The organism is Micromonospora sp. TSRI0369, from assembly GCF_001905625.1.
Classification (GTDB): domain Bacteria; phylum Actinomycetota; class Actinomycetes; order Mycobacteriales; family Micromonosporaceae; genus Micromonospora; species Micromonospora echinospora_A.
In genome coordinates this window covers 166,190-180,997 of sequence record NZ_LIVU01000003.1, presented here as the reverse complement: position 1 = coordinate 180,997, position 14,808 = coordinate 166,190, and the positions used below count along the sequence as shown (strand labels likewise).

At 72.1% G+C, this 14,808-nt stretch carries 12 protein-coding genes and 1 riboswitch; of the genes, 2 read left to right on the top strand and 10 right to left on the bottom strand.

From position 1 onward, the window contains the following. Window positions 1–44: 44 nt before the first annotated feature. A riboswitch (cobalamin riboswitch) is annotated at window positions 45–262 on the bottom strand. A gap of 111 nt (window positions 263–373) precedes the next feature. Further along, a complete protein-coding gene (locus AMK25_RS09740) occupies window positions 374–1,966 on the bottom strand; it encodes a beta-1,3-glucanase family protein (protein ID WP_073827854.1) in 1,593 nt (530 codons plus the stop codon). A gap of 224 nt (window positions 1,967–2,190) precedes the next feature. Further along, on the bottom strand, window positions 2,191–2,847 hold the full coding sequence (locus tag AMK25_RS09735) for a DedA family protein (protein ID WP_073827853.1): 657 nt from the start codon (window positions 2,845–2,847) through the stop codon (window positions 2,191–2,193). A 119-nt stretch (window positions 2,848–2,966) separates the two neighbouring features. Here AMK25_RS09735 and AMK25_RS09730 point away from each other — a divergent pair, with 119 nt between their 5' ends. Further along, window positions 2,967–5,306, top strand: a complete 2,340-nt coding sequence (locus AMK25_RS09730; RefSeq protein WP_073827852.1) for a lysylphosphatidylglycerol synthase domain-containing protein — start codon at window positions 2,967–2,969, stop codon at window positions 5,304–5,306. A gap of 104 nt (window positions 5,307–5,410) precedes the next feature. Here AMK25_RS09730 and AMK25_RS32970 read toward each other — a convergent pair whose 3' ends face one another. Beyond that, the gene (locus AMK25_RS32970) at window positions 5,411–7,126 is read right to left on the bottom strand and encodes a tetratricopeptide repeat protein (RefSeq protein ID WP_274534155.1); all 1,716 of its coding nucleotides are present in this window, start codon (window positions 7,124–7,126) and stop codon (window positions 5,411–5,413) included. Between the two features lie 237 nt (window positions 7,127–7,363). Continuing rightward, window positions 7,364–8,545, bottom strand: a complete 1,182-nt coding sequence (locus AMK25_RS09720) for an alkane 1-monooxygenase (protein WP_073827850.1) — start codon at window positions 8,543–8,545, stop codon at window positions 7,364–7,366. Window positions 8,546–8,674: 129 nt separating this feature from the next. On the opposite strand from AMK25_RS09720, the gene AMK25_RS09715 reads away from it, so the two are divergent. Continuing rightward, on the top strand, window positions 8,675–9,274 hold the full coding sequence (locus AMK25_RS09715; protein ID WP_073827849.1) for a TetR family transcriptional regulator: 600 nt from the start codon (window positions 8,675–8,677) through the stop codon (window positions 9,272–9,274). Window positions 9,275–9,384: 110 nt separating this feature from the next. On the opposite strand, the gene AMK25_RS09710 is transcribed toward AMK25_RS09715, so the two are convergent. The 6 genes from AMK25_RS09710 to urtB form a co-directional block, all read right to left on the bottom strand. Beyond that, window positions 9,385–9,960, bottom strand: a complete 576-nt coding sequence (locus AMK25_RS09710; protein WP_073827848.1) for a hypothetical protein — start codon at window positions 9,958–9,960, stop codon at window positions 9,385–9,387. A gap of 94 nt (window positions 9,961–10,054) precedes the next feature. Continuing rightward, window positions 10,055–11,122, bottom strand: a complete 1,068-nt coding sequence (locus AMK25_RS09705) for a lytic polysaccharide monooxygenase auxiliary activity family 9 protein (protein WP_073827847.1) — start codon at window positions 11,120–11,122, stop codon at window positions 10,055–10,057. A gap of 178 nt (window positions 11,123–11,300) precedes the next feature. Beyond that, window positions 11,301–11,993 carry an urea ABC transporter ATP-binding subunit UrtE gene (gene urtE / locus AMK25_RS09700; RefSeq protein WP_073827846.1) on the bottom strand — a complete coding sequence of 231 codons (693 nt, stop codon included), beginning with the start codon at window positions 11,991–11,993 and terminating at the stop codon, window positions 11,301–11,303. Beyond that, entirely contained in the window at window positions 11,993–12,769 is a 777-nt protein-coding gene (gene urtD, locus AMK25_RS09695) for an urea ABC transporter ATP-binding protein UrtD (RefSeq protein ID WP_073827845.1), read from the bottom strand. Before urtD ends, urtE begins: the two co-directional genes overlap by 1 nt. Continuing rightward, entirely contained in the window at window positions 12,766–13,902 is a 1,137-nt protein-coding gene (urtC, locus tag AMK25_RS09690) for an urea ABC transporter permease subunit UrtC (protein ID WP_073827844.1), read from the bottom strand. Before urtC ends, urtD begins: the two co-directional genes overlap by 4 nt. Further along, window positions 13,899–14,786: an urea ABC transporter permease subunit UrtB gene (gene urtB / locus AMK25_RS09685; RefSeq protein ID WP_073827843.1), complete on the bottom strand. Its 888-nt coding sequence runs from the start codon at window positions 14,784–14,786 to the stop codon at window positions 13,899–13,901. Before urtB ends, urtC begins: the two co-directional genes overlap by 4 nt. Between the last annotated feature and the right edge of the window lie 22 nt (window positions 14,787–14,808).

The following is a 14,808-nucleotide window of genomic DNA, read 5'->3' as shown; positions in this document are numbered from 1 at the left end:
TTCCGCACCGGCCGTCCCGAGCGACCGTCGGCGGCGCACACCGGACGGTGTGCGCGGTGCGGGCAGGTCTTCGGACTCGCGGGCGCGACCGGTCCATCCGGTCACCTACTGGCCGTCGCTTCCCAGACCTCACGGTCCAGTGCTTCGATGACGGCTGTCGTTCCCACTCACCGCTGCGGGGCAGTCCCGGACTCACACCGGGTTCCCTCTTACGACGCCACACCCTTCACGGGCACGGCGAACCAGCACCGTTGTCCATCGTATGGGGCGGTGAGCCGGCGTGGTCGGCGCGTCCGTCCTGCGGGACGGCGAGCCGTCGCGGCGGGTGGCGGGAGCGACTCGCGGTCGGCCCCCGCCCCCGTCGCAGGGCCGGTCAGCCCTTGCGCCACTTCTGGTTGGCCGCGCCCGTGCAGTCCCAGAGCTGGAGCCTCGCGCCGTCGTTGCCGTTCCGGTCCTTGATGTCGACGCACTTGTTGGCCTGAAGGTTGACCAGGTCTCCGGCCGCGTTCAGGGTGAACTGCTGAGCGCCGGTGCCATTGCAGGTGTAGAGCTGCACCACCGCACCGTTGGCGGTGGACCCGGCGTCGATGTCCATGCACTTGTCATTCTGGCTCTTCAGCGCCGTGCCGCTGAACGTCCACTTCTGCGCGTTGGTGTTGTTGCAGTTCCACATCTGCAGCGGCACGCGGTCGACGAAGTTGGAGCTCGGCACGTCGACGCACTTGTTGTTCCAGTTGCTGACCACGGGCACCCCGGTGGTCGGGTTGCCGCCCCCACCGCCGGTGAACGGGCTGAGGAGCAGTCCGGCCGAACGGGGGTCGCCGTCGTGCACCAGTGACTCGAATCCGCCGACGTCGTCGAAGGCGAACGCGTACGCCCGGCCGTCGGTCATGTTGGCGTGGATCAGGCGGGCGTACTGGTTGGTGGGGTTGCTGCGGTAGAAGTCGGCGGCGTTCGTGCTGGGCTGGGTGTCGATGGTGCCGAGCGTGCCTCGGTTGAGGGCGGCGCAGAGCGTGCGCGAGATCGGGCCGACCACCTGGTCGTTCGGCGCGGGCAGGTCGCCGTCGCAGCCCCAGACGCTGGCCGAGGAGGGCCGGTTGAAGGAGGCGACCACCTGGCCGCTGCCGTTGGTGAAGGTCATGGTGTTGCCCGAGGTGCGGCCGTAGTACCGGATGGCCGGCTGGTCGGCGAAGGGCGTCACGGTCAAGGTCTTCGTGGTGTACGCGTTCCACGCGGAGGCGATGTACGAGTCCAGGTAGGTGGTGCTCAGCAGGCCGGCCCCGGCTGCCTTCCCCGGAGCCAGGACGCGCAGCACGGTCCCGTCGGAGCGGGTGTGGACGGTGTTGGCCCAGCCCGGCTGCGCCCGGATGCCGTCGATGACCGCGTTGCGTCCGTTGGCCACCACGTCGCCGGTGCGCTTGGTGACGCCGTTGACGCCGGTCACGGTGACCGCGTGCGGGATCGCGAACATGTCGACCTGGGAGCTGTTGAGCCACAGCCCGGAGTCGTTGTAGGTGAACTCACTCCAGTCGAAGAGGATGTCGCGGTTCGCGTCACCGGCCGCCCAGGGCGCGGGCTGCACCAGCCCGTCCGGGGTGAGGAAGAACTTCAGCTTCTGCCCGAGGGCGAAGTAGGCCCGACCGGAGAAGCCCCGGGGAAACTGGATCGTGGTGCTGCCACCGTTGCCGGGGCCCGGTATGGAGACGTCCGGCGCGGGCGACGGCGGGATCTGCCCGCCGCTCCACGGCACGAAGGTGCCGCCGGAGGTGACGTAGCCGAGCCGGCCGGAGGACAGCTGGACGCCGATGACATAGAGGTAGACCGGGTCGCTGCGACCGGTGGTGTTGGTGACGGTGACGGGCAGCAACGCCGGTCCGACCGCGTGGGCGGGCGTGGCGACGACGGTGACCGCGAGCCCGGCGAGCAGTGCGGACGCAGCGGCGAGCAGCTTTCTTCGAAGACGCATGGCGACACCTCGCTGGAGACAGGGACGGGAGAGCGCTCTCTCAGCAGAGTCCAATTGTTAATATTGTTTGTCAATAGGTGGTCACCGATGGATGCGAGACCGTCACGGTCCGCCGTCGCCGTCCTGCGACAGCAGGAGCCGCCAGCCCCGCCTGGCGCCCGCGTCGACCCGGTTGGGCCCGCGCTCCACTGCGTCCGCGGTCGCCGGCCACCCCCTCGGCGACGCTACCGATCCGCCCCACCGCGCGCGGGTGATTGGCCTCCCCGCTCACCGTCAGCCGGTTCGCGCCGTGCCCTCTGCCACGCCCGCAGCGCCACGCCGACGCCGATCAGGGCCAGCAGCGCCCACTCCCCGATGCCCAGTTCCCGTTCCAGATAGCGGTAGGAGGCGGCGCCCAGGTAGCCCAGCAGCGCCACGGCCGTCGCCCACACCAGCCCGCCGGCCAGGTTAGCCCGCAGGAACACCGGCCACCGCATCCCACCGGCGCCGGCGATCATGGGAACCACGGCCCGCAGCACCGCCACCCAGCGTCCGATGAGCACCGCCCACGCCCCGCGACGGGCGACCAGGCGGCGGGCCCGCGCGATGTCGAGGCGCCGGCGCAGCACTCGCGGGGCGCGGGCGAGCACACCCGCGCCGTACCGGCGGCCGAGGGCGTACCCGGCCTGGTCACCGAGGCAGGCCCCGGCCGCCCCGGCGGCCACCACCGCCCACAGCGGCAGCGCGCCACCGTGGGCCACCAATCCACCGATCAGGATCGCTGTCTCACCCGGTACGACCAGCCCGAGCAGCGTCGAGGACTCCAGGGCCGGCAGGACGAACACCAGGGTCAGGACGAGCAGCGGCGGCAGCCCCACGAGCACCGCCACGACCCTGTCCACCCGATGATTGTCGCCCCGGAGGGTGGCCGGTGAGAGAGAAGTGCCTCCCGCGGGCGGGCGAACCGTAGGGTTCGGGTCGACGGCAGGGACGGTGCCGGACGAGGGGCGGCCGAGGACCGGTGGGAGCGCGTACGCATCGCCCGTCCCCGGCGTTGCTGGTCAGCCTGACCGTCTCGGCGTGCCTTCTGGCGGCGCTCAGCGCGGCCGTACGCAGCCAGCGGGTGCCGCGCTGGGAGCAGGACCTGTTCACCCTGCTCAACCACCTTCCCGCCGGGCTGACCCCGGTCCTGGTCGTGGTCATGCAGCTGGGCTCGTACCCGGCGGTGTTCGTCGCCGCCGCAGCAGCCGTCATCGCACGCCGCATCGGCACCGCGTGGACTCTCCTGCTGGCCGGGAATCTGGCGTACTGGCTCGCGGCAGCTGGCAAGGCCACGGTCGCCCGGCAGCGGCCCTCGGCGCTGCTCACCGACGTGGTCCTGCGTGAGACGATCACCGGACGCCTCGGGTACCCGTCGGGACACGTCGCGGTCGCCACCGCCCTGGCGCTCGTCGCCGCGTGGGCCGGCGGCCCCCGGTGGCGCCGCGCCGCCTGGGTGGTGATCGGGCTGGTCGCCGTCGCGCGGATCCACGTCGGAGCACATCTGCCGATCGATGTGGCCGGCGGCGTCCTCGTCGGCTGGCTCGCGGTGTGTCTGACCCGACTCGTGGTCGGCGAGGTCGGGCCGCAACGGTCGGTCCCCGCACTGCGGGCGACGCTGCGGCGGCGCGGGATCGAGGTGGCACGGTTGGCGCCGATCCACGGCGACGCCCGAGGCTCGCAGCCGTGGCAGGCGGTCACCACCGGCGGACGGCGACTGTTCGTCAAGGTGACCGGCGGAGAGCAACGCGACGCGGACTGGGTCTACAAGCTTTACCGGCGGATGCGCTACCGCCACGTGGCCGACGCGCCGCCGTACCTGAGCGCACGGCAGCAGAGCGAACACGAGACCTGTCTGACCCTGCTCGCCGCGCGCGCCGGCGTGCGGATACCGGCCGTCGTCACGACCGCCGCCGCGCCCGGTGGCGACGCCGTGCTGGTGCAGGAGTTCATCGACGCCGCCCCGCTGCACGCCGTCGTCGGGCCGGTCCCGCTACCCGCCGTGCGCGACGCCTGGGACCAGGTGGCGCGTCTGCACCGGGTGGGCATCGCGCACCGGGACCTGCGCGCCGCGAATGTGCTCGTCGGCCGGGACCACGTCCACCTGGTGGACCTGGGCTTCGGCGCCGACGACGCCTCGGCCGAGCAGCGGGCCCGCGACGTCGTCGAGCTGATGGTCGCCCTGTCCAGCCGGGTCGACCCGGCCTGCGTGGTCGCTGCGGCGATCGACCGCCTGGGTGGCGCGGCGGTCGCGGACAGCGTGCCGTTCCTGCAACCCGCGGTGCTGTCCCGCGCCGGCCGGACCGCCCTGCGCGCCCGGCCCGGCATGCTCGACAGCCTCCGCCAGGAGATCCTGCGACGCAGCCCGGACCGCGACCGCCCGGCGGCGAAGGTGGTCCGGATCAGCCGCCGCACCGTCCTGGAGCTGCTGGTCCTGGGGTTGGTAGTGCACCTGCTGCTCCCCCAGCTCGGCGAGATCCGCACCGCCCTGGGTCTGATCGTGCACGCCAACCCGGTAGCGGTCGCCGCGACGCTGCTCGGCTCCGCCCTGACCTACCTGCTCAGCGGCCTCGTGCTCCGGTTGGCCACGGCCGGCCGCGTCCCGCTGGGCGAGGCCACCCTGGCGCAGGTAGCCGCGTCATTCGCCAACCGGCTGGCCCCCGGCAGCCTCGGCGGCGTCGCGCTCAGCCTGCGTTACCTGCACCAGAAGGGACTCGTCGCCGCCGACGCGGGCACCGCCGTCGCCGTCTCCCGCGCCGCCGGGATGTTCTCGGTGGTGGTGCTGCTACCGGTGCTGCTGCCGTTCGCCCGCCAGCCCGCCAGCATCCTCACCCACGACGCGGCCAGGGCACTTCCGCTGCTACTGGGCGCCCTGACCGTGCTGCTGGTCCTCGCCGGGGTGCTCGCCGTACCCCGGGTCCGGCGGCGTGGACGCGCGGCGGCCGGCCAGGTCGTGACCGCGCTGCGCGAGCTGCGCCACCACCACGGGCTGCGGTGGCTCGTCGTCGCGTCGACGGCGCTCACCCTCACTTATGGCCTCTGTCTCTACCTCGCGCTGATCGCCGCCGGCCCGGTCCCGCTGGCCCACCTGCCCCCGGTGATCCTGGTCTCCCTCGTCGGCGAGGGTGTCTCGTCCGCCGCGCCCACCCCCGGCGGGCTCGGCGCCACCGAAGCCGCGCTCGTCTCCGGTCTGCTGCTCTACGGAGTGCCGCTGGACGCCGCCATCGCGGGCACCCTGATCTACCGTCTCGCGACGTTCTGGCTCCCGGTACCACCGGGCTATCTGGCCTTCCGGCTCCTGACCCGCCGCCGGCTGCTGTGAACGTCGGCGACGGCAGGTGACGACCGGCGGCGATCATGGGCCGGGCCAGAGCGGCAGTAGCGGCCCGCGCGTCTTCGGCAGTCTCCCGGGCTACGCCGGCCGGGTCAGGCGGCCAGCGCCCGGCGACAGCGGGCGAGTTCCGCGCGCAGATCCCGGCGCAGGGCCCGGTCCAGGCCGGGCTGGGCGAGCGCCCGGGCGAAGTCGCGGGCCGCCTCGTCCCACCGGCCCAGCCGGGCCAGGGCCGTGCCCCGGTTGTAGCGCGGCACGGGAGCCTCCGACAGCGCCACCGCCCGGTCCAGGTCGGCGAGCGCGGCGGCCACGTCGCCGCGCTCGAACCGGGCGGCGGCCCGGTTCGTCCACGCCTCCACCAGCTCGGGGTCCCCGCTCAGAGCCCGGGTGAGCAGTTCGTCGGCCTCGGCGGGCCGGCCGCGCTCGGCGAGAACCAGGCCCAGGGTGCACAGCAGCGCGGGCTCGTGCGGAGCGCCGGCCAGCCCGGCCCGCGCGCCGGCCTCGGCGGCGTCGAGCGCGCCGCGCTCCACGTGCAGGTTGACCAGGGCGATCCGGGCGTCGAGGTGCCCGGGCGCGATGGCGAGCACCCGCTCCAGGTCGGCGCGCGCCCGCTCGGGGCGGCCCCGCTCGTGGTGGAGCACGGCCCGGTTGTAGTACGCCTCGGGCAGGTGCGGTCCCAGCCGGATGGCGGCGTCGTAATCCCTGATCGCGGCCCGGGTCCGGCCCGCCGCCCGGTAGAGGGCGGCGCGGTCCACGTAGTACTCGCAGTTGTCCGGGTCGTGGGCGATCACGGTGTTCAGGTCGGCCAGCGCCCGCGCCGGGTCGCCCAGCGCGAGGTGAACCTGCGCCCGGTTGTGGCGCAGCCGGGCCAGGTCCTGCCGGCGTTCGCCGGGGCCGAGCGCAGCCGTCAGCCGGGCCAGGCCGTCGTCGACGAGCCGCAGCGCGCGGTCGGGCCGGCCTGCCCGGCTGTCCAACAGCGCCAGACCCTGCTCGTAGAAGACCGTCGACAGCAACCGCTGGCGTGGGTCGGCCAGCTCGGCGGCAAGGCGCAGCGCCCGCTCCAGCCAGTGCCGGGCCTGCGCCGGGTCCTGGTCGGCGGCCGGCAAGTGCCGGGCGTGCAGCATGGCGGTGGCGTACGCCGCTGACATAGTGATCTTCGGGTCGTCGGTGACGGCCCGCGCCTCGTCGTAGAGGTCGAGCGCCTCGGGGGCCCGGTTCAGGGCCGCCAGGGCGGTCGCCAGGCCGGTGGTGAACGCCCACCAGTGCCGCAGGTCGCCGTCGGGGGTGACCGTCGCCCGCCCGCGCCGGGCGACCCGGGCCGCGTGGTGGTAGTAGCCGCGGGCCAGGCTGTCGCCCAGTGCCCGCCGCAGCGCCTGCGGGGTGCGCTCGTCGGGCGCCGGGGCCGGGGCCCCTTCGTCGCGTAGGTCGAGGCGCACCGGGGCCGGCCCGAGCCGGCGGGCCAGCGCGTCCAGCAGCTCGGTGGTCGTCTCGTCGGCGCTGGCGACGTGATCGAACCGGACGGTCACGGGCCGCCGGAGCGTGCCGGCCCAGGCCGCCACCAGTTCCGCCGCGCCGTAGGCCAGGCAGGCGGTACGGCGGGCGGGGTGGAAACGGATCGGCTCCTCCTCGGCGGCCGGCCGGGCCGCCGGATCGAGTTGGGGCGCGATCGCGCGCAGTTCGACCGCGTGCCGGGCCGCCAGGCGGGGGCGGTCGGCGGCGACCCGGCCGAGGAAGGCCGAGACCCCCGCGTACGGACCATGGTCGCGGTGGCAGTCGTAGCGCTCCGGCCCGCCGGTCACCGCAGGGCCCACCGCCGCAGGGGCGGGCGCCCGGGAGCGCCCGCCGGACCGGCAGTTACCAGCACCACTCGATCCACAGCCGGCGTGCGCCGGACACCAGGCGGAGCGCAGACGTGCGACGGATGGTCATTCTCCTCATAGGAACCTCCGATGTGATCCACCTCAGGACTGGCCCAGAGCGTAATCCCCGTCTATGTAAATAAGAAGGGTGCTCGCAATTCGCGGCGCAGGGCCGAGGTCTACCGGCAGCTAGGTGGTGTCCGCTGCGGGCCGGCCGTAGCGGCGCCGCAGTCGGGCCTCGGCGCGGGGGTTGCGATTGGCGAGGTTCAGGTCGCCGCCGTAGTGCGCCAGAACCCGTGGGTTCATCACCCGGTACCACAGCGGCGGAACGAAAGCGAGCAACACCATCGAGGCGTAGCCTCCGGGCAGCCGCGGCGAGACGTCAAAGCTGCGCAGCGTCTGGTAGCGGCGCAGCGGGTTGGCGTGGTGGTCGCTGTGGCGTTGCAACTGGAAGAGGAACACGTTGGTGACGACGCGGTCGCTGTTCCAGCTGTGCCGTGGGTCGACCTTCTCGAAGCGGCCGGTGGCCGCGCGCCGGCGGCACAATCCGTAATGCTCGAGATAGTTGACCGCTTCCAGCAGCGAGAAGCCGACGATCGCCTGCAGGAGCAGGAAGGGCACGAGCCGCCATCCGAACACCGCGATCAGCAGGGCGAAGAGCACGACGGTCATGAGTCCGGCGTTGAGCAGGTTGTTGCGCAGCGTCCACGGACTCTTGTGCCGCAGCCGGAAGCGGCCGATCTCCAGCCGCCACGCCGAGATGAGGCTGCCCCAGACCGTACGTGGCCAGAACGAGTAGAAGCTCTCCCCCAGCCTGGCGCTGGCCGGGTCCTCCGGTGTGGCGACACGGACATGGTGTCCGCGGTTGTGCTCGACGTAGAAGTGGCCGTACCCGGTGGGCGCGAGCGCGATCTTCGACATCCACCGCTCGACCGTTTCGCGCTTGTGGCCGAGCTCGTGTGCGGTGTTGATGGCCAGTCCGTTGACGATTCCGATGGTGGCGACCAGGCCGGCGGCGCCGGCGACACCGAGGCCGCCACGCGTCCAGACCCATGCTCCGAGCAGCAGGGCGGCGTACTGCACCGGCAGGAACAGGAACGTGATCCAGCGGTAGTAACGGACCTCCTGCAACCGCCGGGCGACGTCGTCGGGCGGGTTTTCTCCGTCGTCACCGAGCAGCACGTCGATGATCGGAATGAGTCCGAAGACCACCGCCGGGGTGAGCCACCAGGCAGCGGGTCCCGCGCCGGCCTTCCACAACGCGTACGCCAGGAACGGCAGCACCGGCACGAGAAGAGCCAGTGGCCACAGGTGCTTCTTGCCGTCATGCCAACCGGCGGCGACCGCTGGAGCATCGAGCGAGGTCTGCATGTGCCGCCTCCGGAGTGTCGAGCGCTGCGTCGACTGTCACACGGATACCCACGCTTGACAATATCCTGCTCTGCGTCAATTTGGTGGGCACGCAAGGCGCATGTGTCCAGTCGATAGACTCGGCGCACCATGGTCGACCCTCCGCCTTATCGCCACACCGCGCGCCGCCACCTGCGCGACGCGGTCATCAAGGCCGGCCGCGACCTGGCGATCGACCGCGGCTGGGACGCGGTACGAATGGCCGACGTGGCGGCCCGCGTGGGCGTGAGCAGGCAGACGCTCTACAACGAGTTCACCAACAAGGCCGGACTCGGCGAAGCCATCGCACACCGCGAGATCGACCGGTTCATGGACGGCGTACGGGAGGCGTTGTCCGCACACGGCAGCGACGTGCGGGCCGCCGTCCATGCCGCGGTCACGTTCGTGTTGACGCAAGCCGGCACCGACCCGCTGGTCAAAGCCGTCCTCAACAGCGCCCGAGGCACCGACGCCCTGCTCCCCTACCTGACCACCCGCGCCGACCTGGCCCTGGCCGCCGCCGTCACAGTGCTGAGAGAGTGGGCGGGCACGCACCTGCCCCGGGTGCCGCCCGATGACGTCACCGTCGGCGCCGAATCCCTCGCGCGACTGGTCGTCAGCCACATCGTGCTGCCGACCGCGCCCGTCGACACCACCGCCGACACCCTCGCCGACCTGGCACAACGCTTCCTGGACCCGCCGCGGGCGTGAACCGGCGCAACAGCTGCCGCAGACGGCGGAAGGAGAGTCATCCCCACCGTTGACGATCTGCTGCCGGCCAGGCCGCTTGCCCGCCGGCGGGTGTCGGCCGCCCGGCGTGGTCAGAGGCCGGCGGCGTCGTCGTACCGGCGCCGCAGGTCGGCCATCTCCGATGCGGGCAACGCTTCCCTGAGTGCCAGTTCCTCGTACTTGTCGGGGAACATCTCGCGTAGCCGGTCGACGAACCTGACGTCGGCGGTCGCCTCGACCACCTCGATGCCGGGAGGTTGGGTGGTCATGTCCATGATCAGCGGGCCGACGAGTTTGACCGCTCCGTCCCAATGGCGCTTCTGTTCGGCGACGCCGCAGAGGTGGAAGCCGTAGACCGTCGCGACGTCGGCCAGTGTGGCGGCCCCGGCGGGCTCGTAGCCGTAGACATGGACTCCGCAGACGATCGTCGGCGCGGCCTGCTCTCCGGCTGGCGCCTCTGGGACGGTGTGCCCGGCGTGCTGATGATCTTTCGGGTCCGCCTGCTCGAGGGTCGTACGCATCCGGGTCAGGATCTCTTGGCGGAGAACTGCCGGGTCCGTCTTCGGGGTGATCAGGGCGGCCACACCGAGCGACGCGGCCAGCAGGCACACCTCGATCCACACGAAGACGCTTCGGTGCCAGCCGCTGACGCCTACCCGGGAAATCATGGTCGTTCCTCACCTCGTCGCGGTTCCTGATGGTGGCGCAGGGCCCTGCCTGCGGTGGGGTGGCGCGTGCCGCGCCACCCCACCGCAGACGCTGTTACCGGGCGGTGCAGGTGAGGGTGGGTGTGGAGTTGGTGCCGTTCCAGGAGGCGTTGAAGCCGAAGCTGGTGCTGGCGTTGGCGCTCAGGGAACCGTTGTAGGCGACGTTCGACGCGGAGACCGACGAACCGCTCGAGGTGACCGTCGCGTTCCAGGCGTTGGTGATGCTCTGGCCGTTGGGCCAGGTCCACGCCACCGTCCATCCGGAGATGGCGGCGTTGCCGGCCTTGACGGTGACCTCGGCGCCGAAGCCACCGGACCACTCGCTGCTCTTGCGGTAGGTGGCGGTGCAGGCACCGTTGCCGGCCGGCGGCGGCGTGGTGGGCGGCGGAGTCGTCGGCGGCGGGGTGGTGGGCGGCGGCGTGGTGGGCGGCGGGGTCGTCGGCGGCGGGTTGCCGCCACCGCCGAAGATCACGTCACTGCAGAGGTAGTACGGCTGGTCGAGGTGGGACGCCTGCCAGATGGTGTAGACGACGTGCCGCCCGGTGCGGTTGCCCGCGTTCACCTGCGCCTCGTAGAGCCCGGTGGTCGGGTAGCTGCCGGTGCGCAGCACCAGTTCGAGGCTGTTCCAGGTGAGGGGTTGGGTGGTCGGGTCGAAGCCCTGCTTGGTGATGTAGATCAACATGTAGTCGGCGCCGTGCTTGGCGCCGTCGGTCAGCGTCAGCGTGAAGTTGTTCGGCATCGGCTTCGCCGTCCACGCGCCGACCGCGTCGAGCGAGGCGTACAGGCCGTTCTGGGTGCGACCGCCGCTGCACAGCTGTCCGTCCGGCACGGCGGCCTGGTGGTTGCCGCCGACGTTCTCGCGGTACAGGCCGTTCCAGTTCCACATGGTGTTCGGGTTGGCCTGCCACGCCTGCCAGCACATCGGGTCGCTCTGGGCCATCGCGGGGTTGAGATGGTCGGAACCCCAGCGCTCGTAACATCCGTAGTTGCGTGACGGCGGGTTGGTGACCGATCCGTGCGCCGAGGCCGGACCGGCCTGGTTGACCACGACCATCGTGAACGAGGCGAGGAGACCTACGACCGCGCCCAGTCCCAGACGGCGCGCTGTCCGTGAGATTTTCATGATGCTCCAGTGGATGCGCCGGCGCCCAGTGACCCTCGCTGGGTGCCCACCCCGGAGAAGATGACGCCGATCGATTCAAGCCGTCCGTGAGGACGGCACTGCTGCCCAACAGCGCATGGCGACTCCCAGCCACGATGTTAGTAAAGATGGCTGTCAATGTAAATTGGACCGGGCCGGATCAGACCGCGAGAGCCGCCCGTACCTCCCGCTCCGCCGTCACTCCCCCGTCGCCGTGCGAGGTGACCCGGCCGGATTCGAGGACGTGGTAGCGGTTCGCCACCCGCAGCGCGAACCCGAGGTGCTGCTCGACGAGCAGCACGCTGAAGCCGGACTGCCGGGTCAGCTCGACGATCCGCTCCTGGATCTCGGCGACCACCGACGGCTGGATGCCCTCGGTCGGCTCGTCGAGCATGAGCAGCCGCGGCCGAGTGATCAACGCGCGGGCGATGGCGAGCTGCTGACGCTGACCACCGGAGAGCAGCCCGGCCCGCCGCCGCAGCAGCGGACGCAGCGCCGGGAACAGGTCCAGCACCTCCGCCGTCGCCACCGCGCCGTCGCGCCGGGCGTCGGCGACGAGGCGCAGGTTCTCCGCCGCCGTCAGGTGCGGGAAGCACTGCTGGCCCTGCGGGACGTACGCCATGCCGCGCGCCACCCGCTCGTGCGGCGCGAGACGGGTGACGTCCTCGCCGTCCAGCTCGACGGTGCCGGCGGTCGGGCGCAGCAGGCCTGCCGCGACCCGCAGCAGGGTGCTCTTACCGGCGCCGTTGTGCCCGAGCACCGCGGCCACCCCGTCGGGCGGGACGGCGAGGTCCACGCCGTGCAGCACCCGGGAACGTCCGTATCCGGCGTGCACCCCACTCAGGGTCAGCATCATGCCTCCAGACCGCTGGGGACCGGCCCGGCGTCGACCGGATGGCCGAGGTAGACCTCCTGCACGCGCGGGTCCGCCTGGACCTGCGCCACGGTGCCCTCGCTGAGCACCTTCCCCGCGTGCAGCACTGTGACGCTGCGCGCGAAGCGACGCAGGAAGTCCATGTCGTGCTCGATCACCACCACCGTGCGATCCCGGCTCACCGTCGCCAGCAGGGCGCCCGTGGCGTCGCGCTCCTCGTGGCTCATCCCGGCGACCGGCTCGTCGAGCAGCAGCAGCCGCGCGTCCTGCACCAGCAGCATGCCGATCTCCAACCACTGCTTCTGGCCGTGCGCGAGCGTGCCGGCGAGCTGGTCGGCCCGGCCGGTCAGCCCGATGGTCTCCAGCGCGGCGGCCACCTCGTCGGGGATCCCCCGCCGACGCCGGGCCAGGGTGGCCCAGCTCCGGCGGGCGCCCGCGGCGATGTCGAGGTTCTGCACGACCGACAGCTCCTCGAAGATCGTCGACGTCTGGAACGTCCGGCCGACGCCGAGCCGGCTGATCCGGTGCACCGGGCGACCCAGCAGCTCCTGGTCGCCGAAGCGCACCGAGCCGGTGGCCCGCACCAGCCCGGTGATCGCGTCGACCAGGGTGGTCTTGCCGGCGCCGTTCGGCCCGATCAGGAACCGGATGTCACCGGCGGGCACCTCCAGCGAGACGCCGTCGACGGCGGTGAAGCCGTCGAAGCTGACCCGCACGTCACGGACGGACAGCCCGTCCAGCCGGTCGTCGCTCACCGCGTCTCCACCTCCGCCCGTCCGGCGCGGCGGCGGGCCAGCGCCCACAGCGACGCCAGGCCGCCGGGAAGGAACGCCACCACCACCACGAAGAGCAGACCCTGCAGGTACGTCCAGGTGCCCGGGAAACGTTCGGAGAGGGCGGTACGCGCCCAGGCGACCGCCACCGCGCCGAGCACCGGCCCGAGCAGCGTGGCCCGGCCGCCCACCGCCACACCGATGACGAACTCGATCGACGGGACGATGCCGATGAGGGCGGGCGAGATGATGCCCACCGCCGGCACGAACAGCGCGCCGGCGAGGCCCGCCATACCCGCCGCCACCACGTAGGCGACGAGCTTCACCGACGCCGGGTCGTAGCCGAGGAAACGGACCCGCTCCTCGCTGTCACGCACCGCCACCAGCAGTTCCCCGTAGCGGCTGTGGATGAGCTGGCGGGCCAGCGCGAGCAGCCCGAGCAGGACGCCGGCGATGATGAAGTAGACCATCCGCTGGTTGACCGGGTCGTCCAGGTCGTAACCGAAGAAGCCCTGGATGTCGGTGAGCCCGTTGGTGCCACCAGTGGTCCCCTGCTGGCCGATCAACAGGATCACCATGGCGGCGGCGAGAGCCTGGCTGAGGATGGCGAAGTACGCGCCCCGCACACGACGGCGGAACACCAGCGAGCCGAGCCCGAAGGCGACGGCCATCGGCAGCAGAACCGTGGCCGGCAGCGCGAACCACGGGCTGGCGAACGGCCGCCACCAGACTGGTAGTTCGTCGAGCTGCCCGTGCAGCTGCATGAAGTCGGGCATCCCACCGGGACCCGCGTCGGCGAGCTTGAGGTGCATGGCCATCGCGTAGCCGCCCAGGCCGAAGAAGACGCCCTGGCCGAGCGTGAGCATGCCGCCGCGCCCCCAGGCGATGCCGATGCCGACGGCCACCATGGCGACGCAGAGGTACTTGGCGAGCAGCGCCAGCCGGAAGTCCGACAGCGCCAGCGGCGCGACGGCGAACAGCAGCGCCGCGCCGAACGCGAACCCCGCCGCCGTGCGCAGCCGCGACCGGTCACCGGACCGGCCCGGAGGCGCGATGTCGGCCGGGGCCGGTGTGCCCCCGGCGGTACTCGGCGGCGCGGGTGTCACGGCGGTCATGCGAGGCTCCTGGTCCGCAGGGTGAACAGGCCCTGTGGCCGCCACTGGAGGAACGCGACGATCGCCACGAAGACGATCACCTTGGCGACGCTGAGGGTCGTGAGGTACTCCCCGGTGGCCTGGAGGACCCCGAGGGCGAAGGCGACGATCACGCTGCCCTTGAGCTGACCGATCCCGCCGACCACGACGACCAGGAAGGCGTCGATGATCAGGTTGGTGCCCATGGTCGGGCCGATCGGGCCGAGGAGGGTGAGCGCCACCCCGGCGAGCCCGGCCAGGCCCGAGCCGAGAAAGAAGGTCGTCCGGTCGACCCGGGTGGTGGGGATGCCGGACACCGCGGCGAGGTCGCGGTTCTGCACGACCGCGCGGATCCGGCGCCCCAACGGGGTGAACCGCAGCGCCAGGGTGAGGGCGGCGACGGCGGCCAGGGCGAGGGCCAGGATGAACAGCCGGTTGTTGGCGACCGTCAGCCCGCCGGGCACCGCCACGTTGCCGGTGAGCAGGTCCGGCGCGCGGGTCTGCACGTTCGGACTGCCGAAGACGTCCCGGGCGAGCTGCTGCAGCATCAGGGACACGCCCCAGGTGACCAGCAGGGTGTCCAGGGGCCGGGCGTAGAGCCGGCGGATCAGCAGGATCTCCAGCAGCACCCCCATCGTGCCGGCGACCACGAACGCCACCGGCAGCGCGACCAGCAGCGACAGGCCGGCGCCGGTGATGCTCTGTTGCAGCACGTACGTGGTGTAGGCGCCGGCCATGATGAACTCGCCGTGCGCCATGTTGATGACGTTCATCTGGCCGAAGGTCAGCGCCAGCCCGAGCGCGATGAGCAGCAGCACCGCGCCGATGCTGATGCCGGTGAAGAGTTGACCGAAGAGGACTGTCACGGTGGGTACTCCCGTACTGCTG